This is a genomic window from Tessaracoccus flavescens, from assembly GCF_001998865.1.
Lineage (GTDB): Bacteria > Actinomycetota > Actinomycetes > Propionibacteriales > Propionibacteriaceae > Arachnia > Arachnia flavescens.
In genome coordinates, this window is record NZ_CP019607.1 from 2838718 (window position 1) to 2863857 (window position 25140).

Below are 25140 nucleotides of genomic sequence, written 5' to 3' on the forward strand. Positions count from 1 at the left end.
TTAGCGCAGGTTGGTGCCGGTTGTGGCGCGGCGTAGTTCGTCGGCTGCGGCGTGGTGGTTGCGGAGTCGGTAGGAGGGGCCGTCGAGGGTGATGACGACGGAGCGGTGGAGGAGCCGGTCGAGCATGGCGGCGGCGACGGTGGTGTCGCCGAGGATCTCGCCCCAGGCTCCGACCGGCCGGTTCGTGGTGATCACGATCGAGGTCTTCAGGTAGCGCTGGTTGATGACCTGGAACAAGGCTGAGGCGGCCTCGCCGGGCAGCGGGAGGTAGCCAAGCTCGTCGATGATGAGCAGGGTCGGACCGGCGAAGAAACGCATCATGGTGGACCACTTGCCTTCGATCGCGGCGCGGTGGCAGCGGGCGGCGAGGTCGGCGGCGGAGGTGAAGTAGACGCGGTAGCCGGCGGTGACGGCGGCGTGCCCGAGGCCGGTGGCGATGTGGGTCTTCCCGACGCCGGGTGAGCCGATGAGGAGGATGTTGGTGGCGGTGTCGAGGTAGCGGCAGGTGCCGAGTTCGGTGAGCAGGTTTCGGTCGATGCCGGAGGCGTGGTCGAGGTCGAAGTCGTCGAGGGTGGCGCCGGTGGGGAGGTTCGCGAAACGGAACCGGCCGGCGAGGCGTCGGGCTTCGGTGGCGGTGACCTCGATGCGCAGTAGGTGCTCGAGGGTGTGGGTGAGGCTCCAGCCCTCGGTTTGGGCTTGGTCGAGCACCTTCGGGAGGGCGTCGGCGGCGTCGGCGAGTTTCAGGTCGGTGAGGTGGTTGCGCAGCTGTTGGTAGACGCTGGCGGCGGTGTTCGTGGTGGTGGTCATGGGAGGGTGTTCCTGTTCTTCGCGGCCTGCTCGTAGGCGGCCAGGCTGATCACGGTCGAGAGCGGTTCCGCGGCGCCGGTGAGCACGGCGGCGGCGCGCAGGGCGGTGGCGCCGGGTGGGATGCGTTCCTTGCGGCGGTGGGAGCGTCCCGGCGGTGCCGAGGCGAGGGCGATCGTTTCGAGGGCGGTGACGTGTCCGGTGTCGCGGATCGTGACCCCCAGGCCCGGTTCGGCGACTCGGTGTCGGGCGAGGACCGCGCCGGAGAGGGTGGCGATGTCGATGGTGTCGCTGCCGTGGCGGTGATGGACGACGACCTTCCCGGCAGCGAGTTCGGGTGGGACGGAATACCGGTTGCCGCGCCAGTCGATCAGCGCCTGCCGGGTGGCGGTGCGTTCCTCGGTGAGGATCACCGGGAACACCGTCGGTGGCAACGCTCGGAGCCGTTCGGCGGCGAACATCGCCTTCGCGGTGCTCCACCCGGACACGTCTTCCCGGCGTCGCTGGTCTTGTCGGCGGGCGAACGCCTCGACACCGGCCTGGGCCTGCTCGAGGGTGAGTTCGTCGGGCAGAGTCCGCCACCAGCGTTGCGCGGCGGTGTGGTTATTCTTCTCGACCACGCCCTTGCGGTTGCCGGAGCGGGGCCGGCAGGCGACCACCTGGACGCCGTGGTGCTTCGCGAACCCGGCGAACATCGCCGTCAGATCCCCCGTGACCGGGTCCAGCACGGTGCGCATCCGATCGAAGCGCCACACGCGAGTGAGCCCACCCAGCAGACGCAGCAAGGTGCTCATCGCGGCCAACAGGTGCGGCAGATCCATCGACGGGGCGAGCACCGCCCGCCAAACCCCCGAGTGGGCCAGCGAGCCGACCAGCAGGAACGCCTTCTTCGTCGGGAACCCCCAGTGCGTGGGCGCATCGGGCAGCTCGAGCCAGTCGAACTGGGTCTCCTCACCCGGCGGATGCTCGATGACCGCGTTCGGACGCTTCGTGACGTGCGCGCAGGCGGCGCAGGCCGGCCGCAGCCCGCGGTCACGGATCTGTCGGGTCAACGTCGGATACGACCCCGCGTAGCCCAGCGGGCGCAGCTCGTCGAGCAACGTCGCCGCCCACAAATGCGGGTCCTCCGATAGGCGCGCGCTAACGTAGTCGACGAACGCCTCGAACGAGTCCGGCACGGCGCGTTGCCGCCGCCCCGGGACCCGGTCCCCGTTCAAGTACGCGCGGATCGTCTTGCGGTCATGGTTGGTGCGGCGGGCGATCTCGCTGATCGTCATCCCCTGCCGTTTCAGAGCGTGGATATCCACGCTGCTGCTTTCTGAGAGCATAAGAACAAGGGCCTTCCTCGAGGTGGTGTGTGGTCAGAGACCACCAGTCTCGGGGAGGGCCCGCCTCATGCGGCGGAGCGACCCAGGGTGAGGAATTTCGATGAGCAGAACTGGGGAATTTCAGTGAGCGCCGTCAATCGTGCGTGATGGTGCCCGGCGGATGCTGGCTGCGGCGTTGCAGGCCGAGGTCGACGCTTACATCGAGCAGTTCCAGGCGGAGGTGGACGAGCAGGGCCGCCGGCTGGTGGTGCGCAACGGCTACCACGCCCAGCGGCTGGTGACCACCGCCGCTGGCGCGGTCGAGGTCCGCCAGCCCAGGGTCAACGATAAGCGCGTCGATGAGGCCACCGGTAAGCGGGCAAGGTTCGCTTCGGCGATCCTGCCCAGGTGGGCGCGCAAATCGGCCCAGGTCGCCGAGGTGCTGCCGCTGTTGTATCTGCACGGCCTGTCGAGCAATGACTTCGCCCCCGCGTTGGAGCAGTTCCTGGGCACCGGCAAGGGCCTCTCGCCGGCGGTGATCACCCGGTTGACCAGGCAGTGGCAAGACGAGGCCCGGGCCTTCAACGAACGGTCCCTGGCGGGGTCGGACTACGTCTACATGTGGGTCGATGGGATCCACCTGAAGGTCCGTCTGGACCAGGACAAGGTCTGCCTGCTCGTCATGATCGGCGTCCGCTCTGATGGCCGCAAGGAGCTGATCGCCCTGGCCGACGGGTTCCGGGAATCCTCGGAGTCGTGGGCGGACCTGCTGCGGGACTGCAAACGCCGCGGCATGACCGCCCCCACCCTGGCCATCGGTGACGGGGCGCTCGGGTTCTGGAAGGCCGTCAGGGACGTGTTCCCGGCCACGAAGGAGCAACGGTGCTGGTGGCACAAGACCGGCAACGTGCTGGCCGCGCTGCCGAAGTCTGCCCAGCCGGGTGCGTTGGCCGCGATCCGGGAGATATGGCAGGCCGAAGACAAGCCCCACGCCAAGGCCGCTGTGAAGGCGTTCGCCGCCGCTTACGGCACCAAGTGGCCCAAGGCGGCTGCCAAGATCGTCGACGACACCGACGTGCTGCTGGCGTTCTTCGACTACCCCGCCGAGCACTGGGTCCATCTACGTACCACGAACCCGATCGAGTCGACATTCGCGACCGTCAGGCTCCGTCAGCGGGTCACGAAAGGCCCAGGCAGCCGGGCCGCTGGGATCGCGATGGCGTTCAAGCTGATGCAATCCGCGCAGAACAGGTGGCGAGCGATCCGGGCACCCCACCTCGTAGCCAAAGTCCGAGCAGGCGCCACCTTCAAAGACGGCAAACTCGTCGAACCAGACCCCTCCGACCAAGCCATCCAGCAGGCTGCCTGAGAAGGCTCATCCACAGGATTTGACAATACCTCAGCTCGGGAGCGATGCGTGAGTAGAGCTCATGAACTTCATCCGCCCTCGCCTTCGACCCCACCCGTGCCAGAAGCAGATGCTCGTGGCCGGCGACCAAGTCATCTCGAAGCCGCGAGACTGCGGCGAGTGCCAATGCCTCATCGTCATCATCCAGATCGAGTACCGCAGTGAAGTCGATGGTGCTGAAGTATCCCTCCTTCTGAGCTTCCCGTAGCGGGAAGCGGAAGATGACGCGGCCGGGCAGTGTCAATCCGTCGCGACGGAACGGTGTCGCCGTGAACAGAAGCGTTGGCCGGTTCGCGAATACACGGATGATCTCTGTCCATGTTCGAGCCGGCGCATGGTGCGCCTCGTCGACGAGCAGGTGTGTGAAGCTCTCGAAGAAGGCTGCGCGCACGTCAGGCTCGTTGGCGTGGATCGCGTTGGGTGTTGCAACGACGACGTTCGCTGCCTCGACGAAAGCCCTCGCTTCGGCACCATCGGTGAACCGGCCCTCTACCCGGCCGACTCTGGGGCGCAACGCGCGGTGGTCGACGATGCCTTCGACCTGAAGGATGCCCAGGGTCTCGAACTTGCTCGCTATCTGATCGCGAAGTGCAGTGGAGGGAACGACCACCAGCACACGTTCGGGCCGTTGTGCCACGAGCCACGCCAGCATCGTCTCTGTCTTGCCTGTGCCTGTCGGCATGACCACGATCCCGGGCTCAGACAGGCCGGACGACTGGTAACCGACGATGGAGTGAAGCGCTGCGATCTGCGGTCGTCTCAGGCTGCGGGGTAGGTCATGCGCAGTAAACCCAATGGCACCTTCGAAGGATTGGATGACCTCGCTCGCCTGAGCCGCCTCTCGACTACCGCCCCATTCGATCTGGGCGTTCGGGGAGTGATCTCCAGGGAGCCTCGCCGCGAGCAGCCCATCAGTCGGAAGATCAGCAGTGCACGTTGTAGGCCACTGTCCGAAGGGTGTCTTCACCACTTCGATGCCTGGCTCGGTCTCAAACACCTCAATGTCGTCGCACGTCGGGACCAGCAGTTGACGGACTACGTTCTTGCCCGCGACGTGCGGCGTCGCCCAGACATCCTCGGTGCGGTACTCCACGTCGAGCCTCTCTCTTCTTCGCCTATCCAAGGAACGCGACTGCCAACAAGTGCGCCGCGATCACCCCTTGGATGACCTCGGGCGTTCCCAGGTGCGATCGTGTCTTGCGCGCGGATCGTCCCCTTGAGCGAACGGACCTGCAACTCGCCCCCTCCGTCGTTGCCGAGGATCGTACGGGCGCGTTGAATGCCTTCGACCTGTGTGGAGGTTACGGCGCTGGCACGATCAGCTCTTGGCTTCCGTACGTCCCAGTCGCCGTCGCTTCGGCGCTGGACTACTCGCTTGTTGGGTTCTGTCATGATCTTTCCTCTTTCTCGGATGGGACTGCTGCCCACTACTTCCTGTTGTCTGGGTGGTCTTTCACCAGCGTCAGCTTGGGCTGGGGATCGTCGATGCCAGCTAGCCGTCGTATGTGACGAGGCGTCATCTGGAGGTCCTCCGCGACCTGAGTCAGTGGCACACCTGCCTGGTCAAGCAGCTCAAGCGCGGACTTCAGGAGTTCGGGTCGCTCGCCGGGATAGTCGTGAACCGGCATAGGTCGCCGAGCGATCCCATTCAGCGTGATGTACGCGCGACGGGCTGTGGACTCCGAGATAAGATCAAGCTCCCGGGACCGGAAGATCAGAGAGTTGATGGAGACCCCCCAAAGCTGGCTAAGTTCCTCGTACCGGTTGAAGTTGATGCGCCGAGGCAACTGGTCACGGATCGCATCGCGAGGAGTGAGGAACTCGGCCGCGAACATGTCTGCCTGCCGCTCAAGTTGGCTATCTGTTCCTTGCCGGCCGTGATGAAGGACGATGTGTCCAAGTTCGTGCGCGGCCGAGAACCGATGCCGCATAACATCGTTGGCCTTGTCTGGGGTCAGCACGATCATGGGACGTGGCAGTGCGGTGGTCGAGAAGGCGTCGATCCGGCTCTTCTCGTCAAGTGCGAGGTCTTCCTTCATGGAGAAGAAGACTGTCAGGATGCCATGCTGTTCAAGCTCGTACACGAGGTGATTGATTGGCACGGTCCCGAGCATCCAGTGTTGACGCATGGCTCGCGCTGCTGTCACGGGGTCGGGCACATCCGATGAGTCGACCTGCGCCCAGGTAGGGAGGTCTAGATCAGGGAACTCCACGCTCTCTTCGAGGTAGCAGCTGAGTTCCCAGGCTTGTTCGACATACGCAGTCGCTTGCTGCTGTTGCGTGACAGTCGTTGAACGGAGTCGACGGAACGACGCTTCAGCGATGTCCACCTGGACGCGTGGACGCCCGAGCGCGAAGAAGCCCGGCGGAACACCGAGCGCCGTGGCTAGGGCAGCGACCGTCTCTGCGCGGGGACGCACCTCTCCACGCTCGTACTGCCCGATCGCGGCGGCCGATACGCCAACCTTGCGATGAAGGTCAGCCTTGGACATCTTGCTGATCCGACGAGCCTGAGCTAGCCGCGCTGGGTCAAACATCCTGGCAACCGCCGCTAGGTCAGCGTCGCCTACGTACTCAGTCGGCATGGGTCAGTTGCCTTCCTGCTCGGACCGCCGCTGGCGCAGCTTCACCGAGGTACGCGGACGCTCGCTGCCGTTGAACCCGGCGACAGGCTTCAACATGGTGTGCGGAGCATCGACCGAAGAAGGCGTGCGCTCATAGGTGAGCCGCTCGGGGTCTGCAAACTCCAGGTACCGGCCGTTCAGTCGCGCAGGTGCGAAGTAGACCGTTCCCACACCCTGCGGCGTACTGCTGTAGTAGGGAACGAAGAGCGTAGTGCGAGGCACAGCCAGTTCGACGTGGCTGAGCGCATCCTCAAGCGATGCAGGCTGATCTCCTTCGAGAACGTCACTGATGTCGAAGAGCCCGGGGTCCGAGTACTTGACGTTGCTCGTCTTCGAGAGGAGTTCACGGCGCGAGTCAGGCAAGTAGCTGAGCCGAACACGGCGAACGTTGCGCGGCATCTGCTTGCCCACCCGTTGCGCGAAGATGAGTGTGTTGCCGACGAAGGTCAGCATCCGTCGGGTCGTCGGGACCTTTGCCTCCCGATAGGTAGGTAGGTCGGACAGAAGTGTGCGGAGCTCCTTCTGCACACCACGGGCCATGCCAGCCCCGTACACGTCCTGGTCCCCATCGGGATCGTCATATGCTGCCTGAGCGCGGGCCGAGCGATCCTGGCTGCGCTGGATCGCGGTCGGGATTCGTTCGCGGAGTGCCGCGAGCTCTGCTGGCTGGAACTCGCTGCGCCAGTCGTCGCTGTCGTGTTGCTGAGCCACCGGGGCCTCCTTCGTCGTCACGAAGGACTCTAGCACACAACTTTAGTATCACGCGGCAATCCGTCAGAGTTAGCACCAACAGGATGGCTGCCGAGGTCACTCTTCACTCGGCTCAACACCCTCAGTCTGTCAGATCGGACCCGGCGAGTCGGTCAAGACGCGAATCGTCGGTGTCATCCACGATGAGTCCAGCCTCGACCAGCGCTGCACGTACTGCCTTGCGGTCCACACCCATCCGTCGACCGATCGCTCGCATCGAGACGCCCGCTCGGGTGAGCCGCACGGCCTCCGCCTTCTCGTCGAGGCCCAGCCCCGGGCGGCGGCTCGGCACGTTGCGGCGACGCAGGTGGGAGAACACCGTTGCGCGGTGGATGCCGTACCTCTCAGCGAGCGCCTTGACGCTCATCCCGGCCAGGTAGTCGCCGACGAGGGCGTCCGCCTCGGAGGCGGTGAGAAAAGTTTGAGCCGTCTCGACAGTCCTCACAACAGGGCCACGATCGTCCTTCGGAGCGGCATCCTGGGGACGTCGAGAGACCTCGTAGACCCCACGATTCATGCGGTTGACTAGGGTCTTTGTCTTCGGGGAGGAGTTGCCGAACGTGCTACCCAGGCACCCCGAACCGAAGCGGTTCTGGCCCGTGGGATCTCCCGCAGACCAGGGCCGCTTCTCTCGTTTCAGGGCGATGGCTCAACCCAGTTCCTCGGCGAGGCCGATCAGGAGCGAACCGGGGCCGCGGAGGTAACAGAGGCGGTAGGCGTCCTCGAAGCGGACGACGTCGCCGACGAGGACCCCGCCGACCGCGGAGAGCCGGGCGAGCGTCGAGTCGAGGTCATCCACGGCGAACATCACCCGCAGGTAGCCCAGCGCATTGACCTGGGCCCCGCGATGGTCGGAGACGACGGCGGGGGAGAGGAAGCGCGACAACTCGAGCTTTCCGTGGCCGTCGGGTGTGCGCAGCATCGCGATCTCGACCTGCTGGTCGCCGAGTCCGGTCACGCGGCCGGCCCACTCGCCCTCGACCATCCCGCGGCCCTCGAGTTCCATCCCGAGGATCTCGAAGAACGCAACGGCCTCATCCAGGTCGTCGACGACGATGCCCATGTTGTCCATCCTGAGTGCCATGGGGCCAGCCTACGAGCCTGGCTGGACGCCTCCTGTGCTCAGTGGAAGGGCGCCAGAATGCCCGGCGCGTCGACAACTTTCGACCATTGCGCTCACCCGCAACGCGTGCAAGTGGAGCGAAACGATCGCTCCTTGTGATCGCTTTGCTGAGCACCCGATCCCTTGTCGCCGCTTCGACGGGGCGGGCCGCCGTGCGCATCGGGGAGGCGGTGCCGCGCCCGCGCGGGCGATCCTTGCCCGCTGCAACTGCAAACGCGGGCCCCCAGCCCGATCAAAGCCTGTGCGCGATCACAGCTGGTGTTCGTGAAGGGCGGTGAAAGGTCCTAGGAGGTGCCCGTCGAATCATGAAAGTTCGCGACACGTCGTCTAGAACCGATTACAGTGAGCTCAGGGATGGCTGAGTAGCGCTCATGCAGCCCTGGGGAGCGCCGGCAGAGTGGCTGTCGCACAGGGTGGGCGACTCCTGATCGATGTCATGGACAAGGTTCGACTCTGACCGCTCAACCCTGGCATCCTGACTCACATTGAGCCTCACGCCTGGGCCCGAAAGGACAACGATGCCGACACAGACAGGCCAGCCGGACCGCACGAAACGCTCGGACCGCCGCCCGACGATCGATGACGTCGCGCGTGCAGCCGGTGTCTCCCGCGGAACGGTATCGCGAGTCCTCAACGGTGGCCACTGGGTGAGCCCCGACTCCCTCGCCGCAGTCAACGCGGCCATCCGCAAGACCGGGTACCGGATCAACCCGCACGCCCGCAGCCTCGCCACGGCTCGCGCCGGGTCCGTCGCCTTCCTCCTGACTGAGTCCCAGGACCGGCTCTTCGAGGACCCCAACTTCGCGGTCCTGATGCGCGGGGCATCGAACGCGCTCGCAGAACAGGACATCTCGCTTGTCATGCTGCTCGCGGGCAACGACGCTGAGCGGCGCCGCGCAACCAACTTCATCACGGGCGGCCACGTGGACGGAGTGCTGATGATCTCCTCGCACGCCAGCCACAAGCGGCTGATCAGCGACCTGGTGCACGCGAAGGTGCCCGCCATCTCCATCGGCGTCCCGCTCGGGTTGGAGCGCAAGATCGGCCACATCGCCGTCGAGGACAGGGCAGGGGCCGCGGACGCCGTCGCCTACCTGCAGAGCATCGGCCGGACGAGGATCGCCACCATCGCGGGCTCCCAGGACACCGGCGGCGGCATGGCCCGCCTCGCGGGATATAAGGAGCAGGTCGGCAAGGTCGACCCGGCGCTGATCGCCGAGGGCGACTACACCAAGGAGAGCGGCGCAGCGGCCACCCGCATGCTGCTGCAACGCGCCCCCGATCTCGACGCCATCTTCGCGGCCAACGACCTGATGGCCGCCGGAGCGCTGCAGGTGCTTGCGGAGCAGGGCAGGTCGGTTCCCGGTGACGTCGCCGTCGTCGGGTTCGACGACTCGAGCGTCGCGATGACGACGACGCCGAAGCTGACCACCATGCGTCAGCCGTTCGACCGCGTCAGCCGCGAGGTCGTGCGCCTCCTGCTCGAGGTGATCGACGGCCAGGCACCCGCCTCGATGTCGCTCCCACTGGAGCTGGTGATCCGCGAGAGCGCCTGAGCGGCCGACAACGAAGACGCGGCCATCGGTCGCCGTCGGGCCGGAGGCTTCGCGCCTTGGCGCAGTGCCCGGCGAGTGCGGCTTCGGCTCAAGACGTGCGTCCTGCTGCTGCATGGGCGACGCCTGGGCGAGGCGCGACCGGCTCTAGCCGCGGAGCTCCCAGTTCGCCAGTTCGGTCCAGTCGAAGGTGCCGATCTCAGGCCGGACGGTGACCGAGACGAGGTGCACCTGACGGATCGGCACCTGCCCGACGGCGGGGGCGTCGGCAAGCCTCTCCCGGACCTCCCGGTCGTCGACCTCGCCGGTGGCGTAGGCGAGGGTCACGTGTGGACCGTACGGATCCGGATGCAGCGGGTCTCCTGCGAAGCTCGTCGCGGCCGAGCGCACCGCGCCGACCAGCGCGTCCCACGGCTGTGACGGCTCTGCGTCGCAGTTGACGGTGGTCTCGTGGGCCGTAGGCGCTCCCATGGTCAGCTCGAAGGGAGCAAGGCCCGAGAGCGCAAGGCCAAGCTCATCGCACAGCCGGGTCAGCTCGGCCTGCCCCAGGTCGTCGAACTGGGTCAGCTGCCGGACGGTGAGATGCAGCCACGTGCGCGGCATCCGCGGCAGTCCGGTGACACCGTCGAGTCGGGTGGACAACTCCTCGAGCCGGTCCGCGACGGCGTCGTCGGGCAGCGCATAGACGTGCAGGGCACCGTCGTTGCGTGGCCACGGCGTCATGGATTCGAAGAAGCTGCGCATGAGCGCAGCGTATCGTCCACCTGCCGAGCGGCGCTCGCCCAGACCGGTACGCTGGGGCGCATCATGACTGAAGCCCGCATCCTGAACCGTCAGCGCTGGCTCGACGGCGTCGCGATGACGCCTACGAACCGTGCGTGGTACGCCGACTGGCGCGTCTGGGCGTCGTTCGCGACGCCGCTCGTGATGGCCGTGTGGGCTCTGTTCTTCGCCCAGTGGAGGCACTGGATCCAGGCGACCCCGCTGGTGTGGGTGCCGATCGCGCTCGTGGCGCTCGGCGCGGGCTTCTTCCTCAACTTCACCCGCCCGGGCCGATGGCTCCGCAGGCAACCGGCGTTCTGGATGACCATCGTGCTCGTCCCCCTGTACTTCGCCGGCCTCTACAACCAGTACTGGATGCTGCACCCCGACCAGACGTTCGAGGACGGCAGCGTCGCGCTGGGCATCACGGATGAGGCGTTCCGCAAGGGCGCGTTCTACGCCATGTGGACGGCGCTGGCCTACTTCACGCTGTTCGTCTGGCTCGACCGGTTCCGCTCGGCGCGCCCCGTCATCTGGCTGCTCGTGTTCGGCTGGGGAGCCTGCGCCTCGACCTGGTTCTCGATCCACGTGAACACCTGGGTCGGCATGGCGATGTCCACCCGCGAGGCCAACGCCGACTCGGGCTCGCGGGCCGCCATCTTCGCGGCCCCCTTCGTCGAGGAGTTCGCCAAGGCGACCATCCTGATCTTCCTGGTCGTGATGTGGCGCAACAAGATCGTCTCGCGCCTCTCGATGGTGACCCTCGCCGGCCTGTCGGCCATCGGCTTCGCCTTCGTCGAGAACATCCTCTACTACTCGCGCGTGTGGATGCAGGCAACCAACGACATCACCATCGCCAACCCTGAGGAGACCATGCTGGAGCTGGTGAAGCTCCGCGGCATCTACACCTCGTTCGGGCACCCGCTGTTCACCATGATGACCGCGGGTGGACTGGTGATCGGCCTGGCCGCGCGGAGCAAGATCGTGCGCGTCATGGCTCCGGTGGGCGGCTTCATGCTCGCCTGCGCCGGCCACATGCTGTTCAACGGTCTGGCCTCCACCAACTCCACCGAAGACCTGATGGTGCCCTGGTACATGGCGCTCGGCCTCGTCGGCGTCATCATCGTCTCGCTGATCGTCAGCGTGATCGGCAACGGGCAGCTCCTGAAGGCCCGGCTGACCGACTACCACCGCGCCGGCTGGATCAGCAAGCGCGACGTCGAGGTCTTCGGTGGCCCGCTGCGTCGGATGTGGCTGCTGTTCGTCTCCATGTTCCGTGGCCCCCGTGTCTGGTGGCGCACCAGGAAGCTGATGCGTCACTTCACCGAGCTGGCCTATCTGCGTAACCAGATGGTGCGCGGCACGGTCGGCATGGCAGGTGATGAGCGGGCGAAGGACCTGATCCACGAGATCGAGGTGCTGCGGCAGGGGACGGCGCTCAGCGACTACGCGGGCCTTCCGCTGATCCCGCCGTCGAAGAAGAAGTCGCTGCCCAAGCCGCCCCCCGGCCAGGACCCGGGCACGACCACCCCCACCTACCCTCCGCCCACCTCACCCGGCCCGGCCGGTGTCGGCGGCAACTGGCCGACACCTCGATGAGCGGCGCACAGCGGCTGGTCGACGCCTTCCGCACCCTCGACTCGACCATCCAGGTCGCCCAGTTCCCCCTTCCCCTCGACGGCGCCGCGTCGCTGCGCTCGCTCTCCGAGTCGATCACGCACCAGGTGCGCGACTATCTGCTCCCTCGGGCCACACGGCTCGACGCCCCGCTGCTCGCCGTCGTCGGCGGCTCCACCGGTGCGGGCAAGTCGACGCTTGTCAACTCCCTGCTGCGGGCCCAGGTCACGCGCCCGGGCGTGCTGCGCCCGACGACGAAGTCGCCCGTGCTCGTGTGCCATCCCGACGACGAGGCGTGGTTCCGCTCCGAGAACGTGCTGCCCGATCTCGTGCGCACCGACTCGCAGCTGCACGACTCCCGCGCCCTGCAGATCGTGGCCTTCCCGGATCTGCCCCCGGGGCTCGCGCTGCTCGACGCACCCGACATCGACTCCATCGACGACGCCAACCGCTCGCTCGCGCAGCAGCTCCTGCTCGCGGCCGACCTCTGGATCTTCGTCACCTCGGCCGCCCGCTACGCCGACGCGGTGCCGTGGAACTACCTGTCGACGGCCGCCGAGCGCAATGTCGTGATCAGCGTCATCGTCAACCGCTGCCCGCCCGGGGCGATCACCGAGGTCGGCACCCACCTCGCCCAGATGCTCGCCGAGCGCGGCCTCGGCTCGGCGAAGCTGTTCGCCGTCCCGGAGCGCGCGCTCACCTCAGACGGGATGCTGCCGCGCGGTGACGTCTCCGGCGTGCGGCAGTGGCTCGGCCAGCTCGCAGCCGAGTCCGAGATGCGCGCCCAGGTCGCCGTGCAGACCCTCGCCGGGGCCGTGCGCTCCCTCGACCCGCAGTTGAAGGAACTGATCGACGGTGTCGCGCTGCAGGAGGAGGCGGTCGCCGACCTCCGCGTGCAGGCGGAGGTCAGCTACAAGGCCGCCTCGGACGAGGTCGCCGCGGCCGCGAGCGACGGGACGATGCTGCGCGGAGAGATCCTCGGCAGGTGGCAGGACCTCGTCGGCACCGGCGAGTTCATGCGCGGCATCGAGGAGCGCATCGGCATGATCCGTGACCGCATCAGCGGCTGGTTCAGGGGCGAACCGAAGGTCGAGGCGATGCAGGTGGCGATCTCCGACAGCCTTGCCGCTGTGCTGCAGGAGGCGGGGGACAGGGCCGCCGAGACGACGGCCGTCGCATGGTCGCGCACCCGCTGGGGGCGCGAGATCATCGCAGCTCAGCCCGACCTCGCCCGAGCCTCGGAAGGCTTCGGTGAGGCGGCGGCCGAGGCCATCCGCTCCTGGCAGTCCGACATCCTGCGGCTCGTGGAGGAGGAGGGACGGGGCAAGCGCATGAAGGCACGCTTCCTCGCCATCGGGACAAATGTCGCGGGAGCGGCCCTGATCATCGTCGTGTTCGCCGCGACGGGTGGCCTCACCACGGCCGAGGTCGGCATCGCAGGTGGCACCTCGCTGCTCGCGCAGCGCCTCCTCGAGGCCGTCTTCGGTGAGGAGGAGGTACGTCGGCTCGCGGTCGAGGCGCAGCGCCTCCTCCGCGAACGGGTCGACGGCGTCCTCAGCGACGAGAAGGCCCGCTTCGACGACATCCTCGACGCGCTCGCCGTCGACCCGGACGCGGCGGCGCGGCTCACCTCGGCGGCGGAGCAGCTGCGCGGTGCCGCCCGCTCGGCGTTCGACGACCTGACCGCACCGGAGCTGAGATGACGAGCGTCGTGGACAAACTTGGGGTCCTCGGCGAGGTCGTCGACCTCGTCGACGGGCGGGTGCCCGAGGAGATCGGACACGCGGCGCGCACCGTCCTCGCGCACGCCACGCGCCGACTCGCGGCCGGTCCGCAGACCACCGTCGCCTTCGCAGGAGCCACCGGCTCCGGCAAGTCAAGCCTCTTCAACGCCATCAGCGGTACCCGGCTCGCCGAGCAGGGGGCCAGGCGACCCACCACCTCCAAGACGCTGGCCGCCAGTTTCTCGGCGTCCAACCCGGCCCTGCTCGACCTGCTGGGGATCGAGCGGCGCTACGAGGCCGAGCCGCCGAGCCCGGATCTTGCCGACCTCGTCCTGCTCGACCTGCCCGATCACGACTCGACCGCGACCGCCCACCGCGACGAGGTGGACCGGATGGTCGCCCTCGTCGACCAGTTCATCTGGGTGCTCGACCCGCAGAAGTACGCAGACGAGGCCATCCACCGCCGCTATCTCCGGCCCCTCGCGAAACACCGCGACGTGATCACGGTCGTGCTGAACCAGGCCGACCTGCTCACCCCCGACCAACTGCGTCAGTGCCTCGACCACATCCGTCGGCTCCTCGAGCAGGACGGCCTCGGCGGTGTCGCGTTGATCGCCACCTCGGCCGTGACCGGCATGGGCATCCCCGAGATCCGCAGCAGGCTTGCGGAGCTCAGCACGAGCAAGCGGGCAGCGGCGCTGCGTCTCGCCGCGGACGTCGACGTCGCGGCCGGCCGGCTTGACGAGGCGATGGGACGCGGCACGACGACGGCGAAGGCGAGTCGGGAGACCGTCGCCCGGCTCAACGCCCAGCTCGGCGCCGCCGCGGGTATCGACATCGTGGCCGACGCCGTGCGCGACTCGGTGCGCCACCGCGGCCAGCTGGCCACCGGCTGGCCGATGGTCAAGTGGATCGGACGGCTGAAGCCCGACCCGCTGAAGCGGCTCCGCCTCGGCGGGGCGAAGAAGCAGGACAAGGAGGAGACGCCCGCGATCACACGCAGCTCGCTCCCCGCCCGCTCGGCCGCCTCTGGCGCGCACCTGGCAACCGGCCTGCGCGGTCTCACCCAGGAGCTGAGCGAGGGCATGCCGCCGCTGTGGCGCGATGCCGTCGGCGCCGCCGTGCACGAGTCGGAGCGCAGGCTTCCCGACGACCTGGACCGCGCGGTCGTCGGCGCCGACCTGAAGGTCGCGCGCAACCCGGTGTGGTGGAACCTGATCCGGGCGCTCCAGTGGCTGCTCATCGTCGCCGTCGTGGTCGGCGTCGGCTGGCTGACGCTCAACGTGGTGCTCGGTTATCTCGGGCTGCCCGCCGTCGGCACCGTACCGATCGGCCAGGAGAGTGGACTGCAGGTTCCGCTGCCGACCGTCCTGCTGATCGGCGGACTGCTCGCCGGCATCGTGGTCTCGGCCATCTCCCAGCTGATCATCAACGCGACCGCCCGCGGGGCGGCACGCCGGGCCCGCCGGTCGCTGGAGAAGGCGGTTGCCGAGGTGGCCCGCGATCGTGTGCTCGCCCCTGCCGAGGCTGAGGTCGAGCGTTACGTCACCGCGCGCAAGGCGCTCGACCGGCTCACCACCTGACCTGCAGGCACGGCGCCACCCCACGACTGAGGGGGATCCCGGGTTAACTGGCATACTGGCATGCGGTCAACGCGAAAGGGATCTGCTCACTGTGGCCGAGTTCATCTACACCATGTACAACGTCCGCAAGACGGTCGGAGACAAGGTCATCCTCGACAACGTCACGTTGTCGTTCTTCCCCGGCGCCAAGATCGGCGTCGTCGGGCCGAACGGCGCAGGCAAGTCGACGATGCTCAAGCTCATGGCCGGTCTCGACCGGCCGAACAACGGCGAGGCGAACCTCCAGAAGGGCGCGAGCGTCGGCATCCTCCTGCAGGAGCCTCCGCTCGACGAGGACAAGACCGTCATCGAGAACGTCGAGCTGGCCGTCGCCGAGACGAAGGCGATGCTCAAGCGCTACGACGAGATCGGCATGGCGATGGCCGAGCCCGACGCCGACTTCGACGCACTGATGGACGAGATGGGCAAGCTCCAGACCGAGCTCGAACACCGCAACGCGTGGGAGATCGACTCGATGCTCGAGCAGGCGATGGACGCCCTCCAGTGCCCGCCGCCGGACACGCCGGTCAACGTCCTCTCCGGTGGTGAGCGCCGCCGCGTCGCGCTGTGCAAGCTGCTGCTCGAGGCGCCCGACCTGCTGCTCCTCGATGAGCCGACCAACCACCTCGACGCTGAGTCCGTCGACTGGCTGGAGAAGCACCTCAAGAACTACCCGGGCGCCGTCCTCGCCGTCACGCACGACCGCTACTTCCTCGACAACGTCGCGGAGTGGATCTGCGAGATCGACCGCGGACGCCTGCACCCGTACGAGGGCAACTACTCCACCTACCTGGAGACCAAGCGCCAGCGCCTGCAGATCGAGGGCAAGAAGGACGCCAAGCGCGCCAAGATCCTTGAGAAGGAACTGGAGTGGGTGCGCTCCAACCCGAAGGCCCGCCAGGCCAAGAGCAAGGCCCGCCTCGCCCGCTATGAGGAGATGGCCGCCGAGGCCGAGCGCAACCGTGCCGTCGACCTGTCCGAGATCAACATCCCGCCGGGCCCGCGCCTCGGTTCGATCGTGCTCGAGGCCAGGAACCTCAAGAAGGGCTTCGGCGACCGCGTCCTGATCGACAACCTGACCTTCACGCTTCCCCGCGCAGGGATCGTCGGCATCATCGGCCCCAACGGCGTCGGCAAGACCACGCTGTTCAAGACGATCACCGGCATCGAGCAGCCCGACTCGGGCGAGCTCAAGGTGGGCGACACCGTCTCGTTCAGCTACGTCGACCAGAACCGTTCGGGCATCGACCCCAAGAAGAACGTGTGGGAGGTCGTCTCCGACGGGCTCGACTACATCAAGGTCGCCAACTTCGAGATGCCCTCGCGCGCCTACGTCGCCTCGTTCGGCTTCAAGGGCCCCGACCAGCAGAAGCTCGCCGGCGTCCTCTCGGGCGGTGAGCGCAACCGCCTGAACCTTGCGCTCACCCTCAAGCAGGGCGGCAACGTCCTTCTCCTCGATGAGCCGACCAACGACCTGGACGTCGAGACGCTGCAGTCGCTCGAGGACGCGCTGCTCGAGTTCCCCGGCTGTGCCGTCGTGATCTCCCACGACCGCTGGTTCCTCGACCGCGTCGCCACCCACATCCTCGCCTGGGAGGGCACCGATGAGGACCCGGCGAACTGGTTCTGGTTCGAGGGCAACTTCGCCGACTACGAGGAGAACAAGATCGCGCGCCTCGGCCCTGAGGCGTCGCGGCCCAAGTCGTCGTCGCACCGACGACTGACCCGCTGATCCCGGGCAGGCGGCCCCTCACCTTCGACGGTGAGGGGCCGTTGTCGTTGCCGGACGGGCGGTTGGGTAGGGTCGGGGCATGTCCACTAACTCCCCGGTGCCTCGCGATCGCCTGGGAGAGGTGGCCTACCAGGGGCTCTGGTGGGCGATCGTGGCACTGCCCGCGCTCGTGGTGGCGCTCCGCGTAGCCACGACCGAGCCCGCCGGGACGTTCTTCCTCTACGTCGTGATCGGACTGCCCGCGACGGTCGCCCTGCAGGTCATCGCAGGCCTGCTCGCCTGGACCTACCGACGCCGCCAGTGGCGGCACTTCCTCGGCCGGGTCGCCTCCGTCTTGTCGTTCGTCTACTACGGCCTCTGGGCGCTGCTCGCGCTCGCCGTGCCCGAGACGGCGCCCGGCAGGAAACTCGACTCCCTCGCCGGGCGCCTCTTCGGCGCCGGCTTCGCCGACGGCCTGAGCGCGACGCTCTTCGTCCTCGTCCCGCTCACCTATCTCGCCATGCTCGGGGCCATCTGGTTCGAGGGCAACCGGGCCGTCCGCTACTGGGACGCCACCGTCACCGGTTGAGGGCCTCTCCCATCTCGTCCATCCCGGCGATCACCCGGCAGGGGCCGGCGACGTCGTCGTTCACGTCGGTCGAGCAGTTGTAGTCCTGCCCGAGGAAGCTCTGGAAGACCATCAGGACGCGCTCGTCCTGCCGGATCAGCGTCGTCTCCACGAAGCGGCCGTCCACGCTCGTCTCGTCGGCCGGTGCGGCCATCCCCAGGATGTAGGCATGCCCGGCGTCGGTGACGTCCCCGGGAGGGGTGAAGGACACCTGGTCGGTGTAGTCGTAGAGCTTCGGGTCGGTGAAGCCGAGGTCGACGAGCGCGTCGTCGCAGTTCACGGCATCCTCGCGCAGCTGGTCGAACGCCGCTGCGGCCTGGTCAGAGTCGGCATAGCCGAACACCACCGCCGAGTACAGCGACGGGTCGCCCTCCTCGAAGCCCATCACGCGGGTCAGGATCCTGCTCGGAGCTCCCGGCAGGTCGGTCATGCAGAAGCTCTGCGGCGCCTGGCCCTTGCCCTCGTACTCGTCGCTGACGATCAGCGGGATGTCGCCCTCGAGGGCGAGCATCTCCGGGGTCGCGACGTTGTCCCACGTGGGTGGGATCGCGGCCGGGACCCCTGTGGGGCTCGGCTGGGTCGTCGGCGTGGGCGCAGGCGTGGACGGGGTGGGGGACGGCTGCGTCGGGGTCGGGGTGGGCGACGGAGCTGTCGTGGCCGACGGGGAGGGCGACGCCGTCGGCGTGGGCGACTGCTCCGCGACGTCAGGGGTGTCGGGGGCGAGGGCCTGGAAGGCGCCGAAGCCCGCCACGAGCAGGAGCGCGCAGGCACCCGTCCCCCCGACGACCCCACGGGTCGTGCGGCGGCGGTCGCCGCGGCGCCGGATCTCGGATGCGGTGGGCACGGGAACCTCCTTGGCAGCGGAAGCGAGACGGTCCAGTTCGGGGATGCGCTCAGGCATGACGGACCTCCAGATCGGGATTGAGCAGGGCGGCGAGAGAGGCGCGACCCCGGGAGAGACGGGCCTTGACGGTTCCGGTGGGGGAGCCCACCTCATCGGCCACCTCGGCGACGCTCATGTCGCACAGGTGGTAGAGCACGATGGCCCTGCGCTGATCCTCGGGCAGCTGCGCGAGGGCCGTGGCGATCGCCACCCGGTCGGGCGACGGCTCCAGGTCACGTTCGGGTTCGAGGGCGCGGTCCGGCTGTCGCCAGGCACGACGCGCCCTGCGCCAGCGGCTCACGGCCAGCCGGTACGCGGTCGTGCGCACCCAGGCCTCGGGATGGCCGGACAGGTCGAGCTTCCTGCGGTGGTCCCACGCGCGGATGAAGGCCTCCTGCACGCAGTCCTGAGCCTCGCTCAGATTTCCGCACATCGCATAGATCTGGCCGACGAGTTTCGAGTACGAGCCGGTGTAGAACCGGTCGAACTGTTCCTCGTCCATGGGGTCCTTCCTCTCGTGATCGGTTTTCACGGTGGATACGCCCGGGCTCCACACCAGGTTGCATTCCGGCGCGGACTTTGTCAGGAGACGGCGTCAGTGGGTCGCGAGAAGCTCGGCAAGCGACATGGAGGGCCGGTCGGCGAGCGAGGTCAGCTGGGTCTGACAGGAGAAGCCGTCGGCGAGCACGATCGCATCGGGGTGCGCCTCGATCGCGGGGCCGAGGTCGTGCTCGAAGACCTTCACACTGACCTCGTGGTGGCCCCGCTCGACCCCGAAGTTGCCCGCCAGGCCGCAGCAGCCGCCCACGACGACGAGCTCGGCCCCGGTCGACTCGAGGATCGCCCTGTCCCGCCCCCAGCCGAGCACCGACGCGTGATGGCAGTGCGGCTGGGCGACGATCGTGTGGCCGGAGAGGTCGGGGACGACGAAGTCGTCGTCGCGCTCGAGGAACTCGGCGAGCGTGAGCACCTTCCCGTTCAGCGCAGCCACGTTCGGATCATCGGGCAGCAGTTCGGGGGCGTCGCTTCGCCACACGGCGGTACACGACGGCTCAACGCCGACGATGGGCACCCCCTCGGCGACGTAGCCGGCGAGCACCGCGGCCGACGTGCGCAGCTGCCTGCGCGCGCCGTCGAGCTGGCCGGTGGAGATCCAGGTCAGGCCGCAGCACGCCGTCTTGTCGAGCACCTCGGGCTCGTAGCCGAGCCGGACGAGCAGCTGTGCCATGGCGGCGAAGGAGGTCGACTCGAAGCAGTCGGAGAAGGAGTCGACCCAGATCAGCACGCGGCCCTTCGTGCCCGCCGGGGACTTCTCCATGCGTGAGCGCGCGGTCCTTGAGGCGAACTGCGGGATGTCGCGGCGACGGTCGACGCCGGCGCCCCAGCGCAGCGCTCGACCGAGCCCGGGCGTGCGCCCCACCGCGTTGACCAGCCTGCCGAGGCCCGGGACGGTCGTGATCAGACGGCCCCAGCGCGGCAGCCAGCCGAGCGCGTAGTGGTTGCGTGGACGCAGTCGCCCCTTGTACGTCTCGTGCGTGACCCGGGCCTTGTAGGCCGCCATGTCGATGCCGGTGGGGCAGTCGCGGGCGCAGCCCTTGCACGACAGGCACAGGTCGAGGGCGGCGTGTACCTCGGGGGAGCGCCAGCCCCTGCTGATCAGCGATCCGTTGACCATCTCCTGCAACGCCCGCGCCCGGCCACGGGTCGAGTCCTTCTCGTCGCGGGTGGCCTGGAAGCTGGGACACATCACACCGCCGGCCGCGGTCGAGTTGGCAAGGCACTTCCCGACACCCGAGCACTGGTGGACCGCCTCGACGAACTCGGCGTCGGTCGACGCGAGCGGGGAGCGGCTCACCGCCACCATCCGCAGGTCCTGTTCGACGGGCACGGGGTCGACGAGGACACCCGGGTTCAGCAGCCCGCGCGGGTCGAAGAGCTGCTTCACCTCCCCGAACAGCTTGAGCGCGGCGGGGGAGTACATGTGAGGCAGGAGGGCCGAGCGGGCCCGGCCGTCGCCGTGCTCGCCCGACATCGAGCCGCCGAAGCGGGCAACGAGGCGAGCCGCCTCTTCGACGAATGCCTTGTAGCGCTCGGCGCCGTCGGGGGCGGTCAGCGGAAAGTCGATGCGGCAGTGGACACACCCGTCGCCGAAGTGGCCGTAGGGCAGGCCGTGCAGCCCGTGGCGTTCGAGCAGGGCGTCGAACTCGCGCAGGTAGGCGCCGAGGTTCTGCGGCGGGACGGCCGCGTCCTCCCACCCTCCGTAGGCGGGCTCGTCGAGGCTGACCCCGGCGAGGCCCGCGCCGTCTGAGCGGATCTTCCACAGCTGCGCCGCGCGGACCGGATCGTCGACGACCCAGCCCTCCTTCGCGGCTGAGGCGTCCACGATCGCCTCTGCCCGCGCGCGGACCTCCGCGGGGTCGTTGCCGACCACCTCGAGGAACATCCAGCCGTCGCCGGCCGGCAGGTCGCCGACGCTCGCCTGCCCGAACTTGTCGATCACGACGTCGACGATGCGTCGGTCGAGTCCCTCGCAGGCCGTCGGGTTGAACCGCAGCAGGTTCGAGATGTCGTCGCCTGCGTCGGGCATCGTCTCGTAGCCGAGCGCGACCATGAGCGAGACAGGGGCGTCGGCGACGAGCCGCACGGTGGCGCGCACGATGATGCCGAGGGTGCCCTCGGTCCCCGCGAAGAACTGGGCGACGTTGAACCGACGCTCGGGGAGGAGATGTTCGAGCGAGTAGCCGGACACCTGGCGGATGAAGGTGCCGAACTCGGTGCGGATCGTGCCGAGGTTGGCCGCGACGAGCGAACGCAGCTCGGGCAGGTCGTCGCTGCCGAGGGTCAGCAGCTCGCCCTCCCCGGTGATGATGTCGAGGCTGACCACGTTGTCGGCCATCCGGCCGTAGCCGAGCGCGCGCGGGCCGCAGGCGTTGTTGCCGATCATCCCGCCGACGGTGCAGCGGTTCGAGGTGGACGGGTCGGGCCCGAGCCGCAGCCCGTGCGGCCTGGCCGCCTTCTGCAGCTGGTCCTGCACCACGCCCGGATCGATCACGGCCGTGCGTGTCTCGGGGTCGATCGAGTGGATGGTGGTGAGGTGGCGTCCGACGTCGATGACGAGTCCCGGGCCGACCGCGTTGCCCGCGCAGGAGGTGCCCGCGCCGCGCGCCGTGATGGGGACTCCGGCGTCCAGGGCGGCGCGCACGAGCGTGATCAGCTCCTCGGGGGAGCGGGGGTGGGCCACGAGATCGGGCTGCACCCGGTACAGCGACGCGTCGCTCGAGTAGAGCGCCCGCGTCAGGGCTGAGGTGTCGATGATCTCCGCGAGGTCGCCGAGCCGGTCAAGCAGTTGGGCGTGGGGCGAGGTGGCGGCGATAGTCACCGTCCTAGTCTGCCACCGCCAACGTCGCCTGCAGCGCGCGCCCAAGCGCGGCGTAGTCGTCGGGGTCGATCGCATCGACGAAGACCCGGCGGACCGAGTCGACGTGGGCCGGAGAGGCCTGCTTCAACAGCTCGAAGCCCTTCTCGGTCATGTGGGCCTGGACGCCACGGCCGTCGGCCGCGCAGGAGGTGCGGGTCACGTACCCGGCCTGTTCCATGCGCTTGATCGTATGCGTCAGGCGGGAGCGGGAGTGCCCGACGGAGGCGGCGAGCTCGCCCATCCGGACGGTGTGGTCGGGCGATTCGCTGAGCCTGACCAGCAGTTCGTACTCGCTCAGGCTCAGGTTGAACTCGCGCAACTTCGTGTCGAGGTACTCATCGATGTGCGTCTTGGCCAGGAGCCAGCTCCGCCAGACGCGTTGCTGGCTCTCGGACAGCCAGCCGCCAACTGGTTCAGACATGTCTTTCAGTCTATCACAATGCTTTAGCATTCAAGCATCTGAGGTCTCCCCAGATGGGTGCCGAGCGCGTTAGTCTTGCGTGAACCTCGGGAAGGATGGGTCGCCGTGTCGATTCGCGAAGAGCTGCTTGCAGATGCACCCAGCAGTGTTGGAGACATGCTACGTCGTCGTGTGGAGGCCACTCCAGGCAGGGCGGCCTTCATGTACCCGGACGGCGCGGACGGCCCGAACACCTGGACGACGCTGACCTGGAAGGAGTCGGGCGACATCGTCGACCAGCTCGCAGGCGGACTCCTCGCCCGTGGCCTTGGGCACGAGGACCGAGTCGCGATCTGCTCCAACACCCGCGTCGAGTGGATCTTCCTCGACCTGGCCATTGCCGTCGCAGCCGGCGCGACGACCACCGTCTACCCCAACACGGGCGCCGATGACGTTCACTACATCCTCGCCGACTCCGGCTCGAAGATCCTCGTGGTGGAGGACTCCAAGCAGCTCGCAAAGGTCATCGACGACCCGCAGCTCACCGAGCAGATCCACACCATCGTCGTGCTCGACAGCACGGGCGTGACGCTCAGCGACCGGGTGCTGGCCTACCAGCAGTTGCTCGACCTCGGCGCGGAGTACAACGCCGAGCACCCCGAGGCGCTCACCGGGGCGATCGCCTCCACCGGCCCGGACACCCTCTCGACGCTGATCTACACCTCCGGCACCACTGGCCGCCCGAAGGGCGTGCGCCTCAACCACATCTCCTGGATCTACGAGGGCGTTGCCACCCGCTGGCTCGACCTGATCGAGGAGGACGCGCTGCAGTACCTGTGGCTGCCGCTGAGTCACGTGTTCGGCAAGGCGCTGATCGCCTGCCAGCTCTCCTACGGTTTTGCCTCGGCCGTCGACGGCCGGATCGACCACATCGTCCAGGGCCTCGGCGAGGTCCATCCGTCGTTCATGTGTGGCGCTCCCCGCATCTTCGAGAAGGTGCGCGGCGCAGTACTGACCGGCAACACGGGCCTGAAGGCGAAGATCGCCCGCTGGGCGTTCTCCGTCGGCTACGACACCATCGACGACCGGCTCGCCGGCCGCGAGGTCAAGGGGCTGTTGGCCGCGAAGTACAAGATCGCGGACAAGCTCGTCTTCTCCAAGCTCAAGGAGAAGCTGGGCGGCCAGATGCGTTTCATGATCTCGGGCTCCGCGAAGCTCAGCCCGCAGGTGCAGAAGTGGTTCTATGCCGCGGGCATCCTGATCGTCGAGGGCTACGGCTCCACCGAGACCAGCGCCATCGCGGGCGTCGACCTGCCCGCCGACCCGCACCTCGGCACGGTCGGCAAGCCGCTGCCAGGCGTCGAGGCCAGGATCGCCGACGACGGCGAGCTGCTGCTGCGCGGCCCGATCGTCTCTCCCGGCTACCACAACCTCCCCGAGCAGACCGCCGAGGCGTTCGTCGACGGCTGGTACCACACCGGTGACATCGCTGAGATCCTGCCGACCGGACAGATCCGCATCACCGACCGCAAGAGGGACCTCTTCAAGACCTCGGGCGGCAAGTACGTCGCTCCGCAGAAGGTCGAGGGCGCGATCCAGGCCAACATCCCTTACATCGCACAGTCGATCGCTGTCGGGGACGGCCGTAAGTACGTCTCCGCGCTGGTGGTACTCGACCCGGCCCTCCTGCAGAAGTGGGCGGACAAGCGTGGCATCGAGGGCTCCTACGCCGAGCTGTCCCAGCGGCCGGAGATCCGCGAGTCGATCCAGAAGTGGATGGACAGGGCCAACTCGAAGCTGGAGCGCTGGGAGACGGTGAAGAAGTTCACGATCCTCGACCACGAGCTCACCGTCGAGAACGCCGGCGTCACGGCCAACATGAAGATCCGCCGCAGCATCGTCGCCGAGAAGTACGACGACCTGGTCGAGGCGATGTACCCGCAGGAAGACTGAGTGTTCGTCTACGGCTGCCCCCTGCGTTGGTCGGATCTGGACGCGCAGGGGCACGTCAACAACGCCATCGTCGTCGACTATCTCCAGGAGGCCCGAGTCGCCTTCCTCAGGGAGGGTCCGGCATCGGCGCTCCTCGACAGCGGTGTCGTCGTGGTCGGACACCAGGTCGAGTACAAGCGCCCGATCGACTACTCCGACGAGCCGGTGACGGTCACGCTCGGGGTGAGCCGCGTGGGCGCGTCGCGGATCGAGATCGCCTACACCCTCACGCAGGACGGCGAGACCGCGGTCGTCGCGCGCACCGTCCTGTGCGCGTTCGACTTCACTCAGAACCGCCCCGTGCGGCTGCTTCCGGAGCACCGCCGGTTCTTCGAGGAGCATCTCCTCGACGTCGAGCCGCTGCGCCCGATCGACGCACCGCCACTTGAGGGACGTGGGACGGCCTCACCGCTTGTCGTGCGCTGGAGCGACCTCGACGCCTACGGCCACGTCAACAACGCCCTCGTCTACGACTACGTGCAGCAGGCGAGGATCACGGCGACCACGTCGTGGGATCCGACGATGGCGCGCGCAGGCACCGCAGGATCCGACCGGTTGTGGCTCGTGGTGCGTCAGGACGTCGACTACATCGCCCAGCTTCCGCACCGGATCGAGCCCTACGAGATGCGGGTCGCTCCCGTGAAGCTCGGCGGCAGCTCGATCACGCTGAGCACCGAGTTCGTCGACCCGGAGAGCGGGGTGCTCTTCGCGCGGGCGAGGACGGTCCTTGTGAGCGCCGACCTGTCAGGAAGGCCGGTCGACCTCGGCGAACGGACGAGGGCCCTCCTGCAGGAGCGGCTCGTCGACTGAGGCG

The 25140-nt window shown here is 68.0% G+C and carries 21 protein-coding genes and 1 pseudogene; 9 read left to right on the forward strand and 13 right to left on the reverse strand.

Going from position 1 to position 25140, the window contains the following annotated elements:
• Positions 1-807: an IS21-like element helper ATPase IstB gene (istB, locus tag BW733_RS13780; protein ID WP_077348793.1), complete on the reverse strand. Its 807-nt coding sequence runs from the start codon at positions 805-807 to the stop codon at positions 1-3.
• Entirely contained in the window at positions 804-2111 is a 1308-nt protein-coding gene (gene istA, locus BW733_RS13785) for an IS21 family transposase (RefSeq protein ID WP_202970152.1), read from the reverse strand. The genes istB and istA overlap by 4 nt, the downstream gene beginning before the upstream one ends.
• Before the next feature lie 157 nt (positions 2112-2268).
• On the opposite strand from istA, the pseudogene BW733_RS13790 reads away from it, so the two are divergent.
• A pseudogene (locus tag BW733_RS13790) lies at positions 2269-3480 on the forward strand (IS256 family transposase); the annotation flags it as partial.
• Here the strand turns inward: BW733_RS13790 and BW733_RS13795 are convergent.
• The 6 genes from BW733_RS13795 to BW733_RS13820 form a co-directional block, all read right to left on the reverse strand.
• The gene (locus BW733_RS13795) at positions 3419-4612 is read right to left on the reverse strand and encodes a DEAD/DEAH box helicase family protein (RefSeq protein WP_161490242.1); all 1194 of its coding nucleotides are present in this window, start codon (positions 4610-4612) and stop codon (positions 3419-3421) included. The pseudogene BW733_RS13790 and the gene BW733_RS13795 sit on opposite strands and share 62 nt — an antisense overlap.
• Entirely contained in the window at positions 4555-4911 is a 357-nt protein-coding gene (locus BW733_RS13800) for a DUF2188 domain-containing protein (RefSeq protein WP_077351349.1), read from the reverse strand. The genes BW733_RS13795 and BW733_RS13800 overlap by 58 nt, the downstream gene beginning before the upstream one ends.
• A 35-nt stretch (positions 4912-4946) precedes the next feature.
• Entirely contained in the window at positions 4947-6011 is a 1065-nt protein-coding gene (locus tag BW733_RS13805) for a helix-turn-helix domain-containing protein (protein WP_161490243.1), read from the reverse strand.
• 96 nt (positions 6012-6107) lie between these two features.
• Positions 6108-6875, reverse strand: coding sequence for a hypothetical protein (locus BW733_RS13810; protein WP_152024721.1), 768 nt, complete (start codon positions 6873-6875; stop codon positions 6108-6110).
• Between the two features lie 100 nt (positions 6876-6975).
• The gene (locus tag BW733_RS13815) at positions 6976-7338 is read right to left on the reverse strand and encodes a hypothetical protein (protein ID WP_202970213.1); all 363 of its coding nucleotides are present in this window, start codon (positions 7336-7338) and stop codon (positions 6976-6978) included.
• A 204-nt stretch (positions 7339-7542) separates the two neighbouring features.
• Positions 7543-7977: a VOC family protein gene (locus tag BW733_RS13820; RefSeq protein ID WP_077351355.1), complete on the reverse strand. Its 435-nt coding sequence runs from the start codon at positions 7975-7977 to the stop codon at positions 7543-7545.
• A 557-nt stretch (positions 7978-8534) separates the two neighbouring features.
• Between BW733_RS13820 and BW733_RS13825 the strand changes: the two genes are divergently transcribed.
• Entirely contained in the window at positions 8535-9572 is a 1038-nt protein-coding gene (locus BW733_RS13825) for a LacI family DNA-binding transcriptional regulator (RefSeq protein ID WP_077351357.1), read from the forward strand.
• Between the two features lie 144 nt (positions 9573-9716).
• On the opposite strand, the gene BW733_RS13830 is transcribed toward BW733_RS13825, so the two are convergent.
• Complete coding sequence (locus tag BW733_RS13830; protein WP_077351359.1) at positions 9717-10313, reverse strand: 2'-5' RNA ligase family protein; 597 nt, start codon at positions 10311-10313, stop codon at positions 9717-9719.
• Between the two features lie 63 nt (positions 10314-10376).
• Between BW733_RS13830 and BW733_RS13835 the strand changes: the two genes are divergently transcribed.
• From BW733_RS13835 to BW733_RS13855, 5 genes are all read left to right on the forward strand, one after another.
• Complete coding sequence (locus tag BW733_RS13835; RefSeq protein WP_161490244.1) at positions 10377-11930, forward strand: PrsW family intramembrane metalloprotease; 1554 nt, start codon at positions 10377-10379, stop codon at positions 11928-11930.
• Positions 11927-13651 (forward strand): GTPase family protein, encoded by a 1725-nt coding sequence (locus BW733_RS13840; RefSeq protein ID WP_077351363.1) that lies wholly within the window; start codon positions 11927-11929, stop codon positions 13649-13651. Before BW733_RS13835 ends, BW733_RS13840 begins: the two co-directional genes overlap by 4 nt.
• Positions 13648-15255 (forward strand): GTPase, encoded by a 1608-nt coding sequence (locus BW733_RS13845; protein ID WP_077351365.1) that lies wholly within the window; start codon positions 13648-13650, stop codon positions 15253-15255. The genes BW733_RS13840 and BW733_RS13845 overlap by 4 nt, the downstream gene beginning before the upstream one ends.
• A gap of 91 nt (positions 15256-15346) precedes the next feature.
• Positions 15347-17026 (forward strand): energy-dependent translational throttle protein EttA, encoded by a 1680-nt coding sequence (ettA, locus tag BW733_RS13850; RefSeq protein ID WP_077351367.1) that lies wholly within the window; start codon positions 15347-15349, stop codon positions 17024-17026.
• A 79-nt stretch (positions 17027-17105) separates the two neighbouring features.
• Positions 17106-17594 (forward strand): hypothetical protein, encoded by a 489-nt coding sequence (locus BW733_RS13855; protein ID WP_077351369.1) that lies wholly within the window; start codon positions 17106-17108, stop codon positions 17592-17594.
• Here the strand turns inward: BW733_RS13855 and BW733_RS18650 are convergent.
• The 4 genes from BW733_RS18650 to BW733_RS13875 all read right to left on the reverse strand — a co-directional run bounded on the left by BW733_RS18650 (position 17584) and on the right by BW733_RS13875 (position 22355).
• Complete coding sequence (locus BW733_RS18650) at positions 17584-18534, reverse strand: hypothetical protein (protein WP_077351371.1); 951 nt, start codon at positions 18532-18534, stop codon at positions 17584-17586. The genes BW733_RS13855 and BW733_RS18650 overlap by 11 nt on opposite strands.
• Positions 18527-19018, reverse strand: coding sequence for an RNA polymerase sigma factor (locus tag BW733_RS13865; protein ID WP_077351373.1), 492 nt, complete (start codon positions 19016-19018; stop codon positions 18527-18529). Before BW733_RS13865 ends, BW733_RS18650 begins: the two co-directional genes overlap by 8 nt.
• Before the next feature lie 93 nt (positions 19019-19111).
• Positions 19112-21889 carry an FAD-binding and (Fe-S)-binding domain-containing protein gene (locus BW733_RS13870; RefSeq protein ID WP_237268417.1) on the reverse strand — a complete coding sequence of 926 codons (2778 nt, stop codon included), beginning with the start codon at positions 21887-21889 and terminating at the stop codon, positions 19112-19114.
• Positions 21890-21899: 10 nt separating this feature from the next.
• Entirely contained in the window at positions 21900-22355 is a 456-nt protein-coding gene (locus BW733_RS13875) for a MarR family winged helix-turn-helix transcriptional regulator (RefSeq protein WP_077351377.1), read from the reverse strand.
• Between the two features lie 156 nt (positions 22356-22511).
• Here BW733_RS13875 and BW733_RS13880 point away from each other — a divergent pair, with 156 nt between their 5' ends.
• Both BW733_RS13880 and BW733_RS13885 read left to right on the forward strand, forming a co-directional pair.
• Positions 22512-24287, forward strand: coding sequence for an AMP-dependent synthetase/ligase (locus BW733_RS13880; protein WP_077351379.1), 1776 nt, complete (start codon positions 22512-22514; stop codon positions 24285-24287).
• Positions 24288-25136, forward strand: coding sequence for an acyl-CoA thioesterase (locus tag BW733_RS13885; protein WP_077351381.1), 849 nt, complete (start codon positions 24288-24290; stop codon positions 25134-25136). It abuts the gene before it with no gap.
• The last annotated feature ends 4 nt before the right edge of the window (positions 25137-25140 follow it).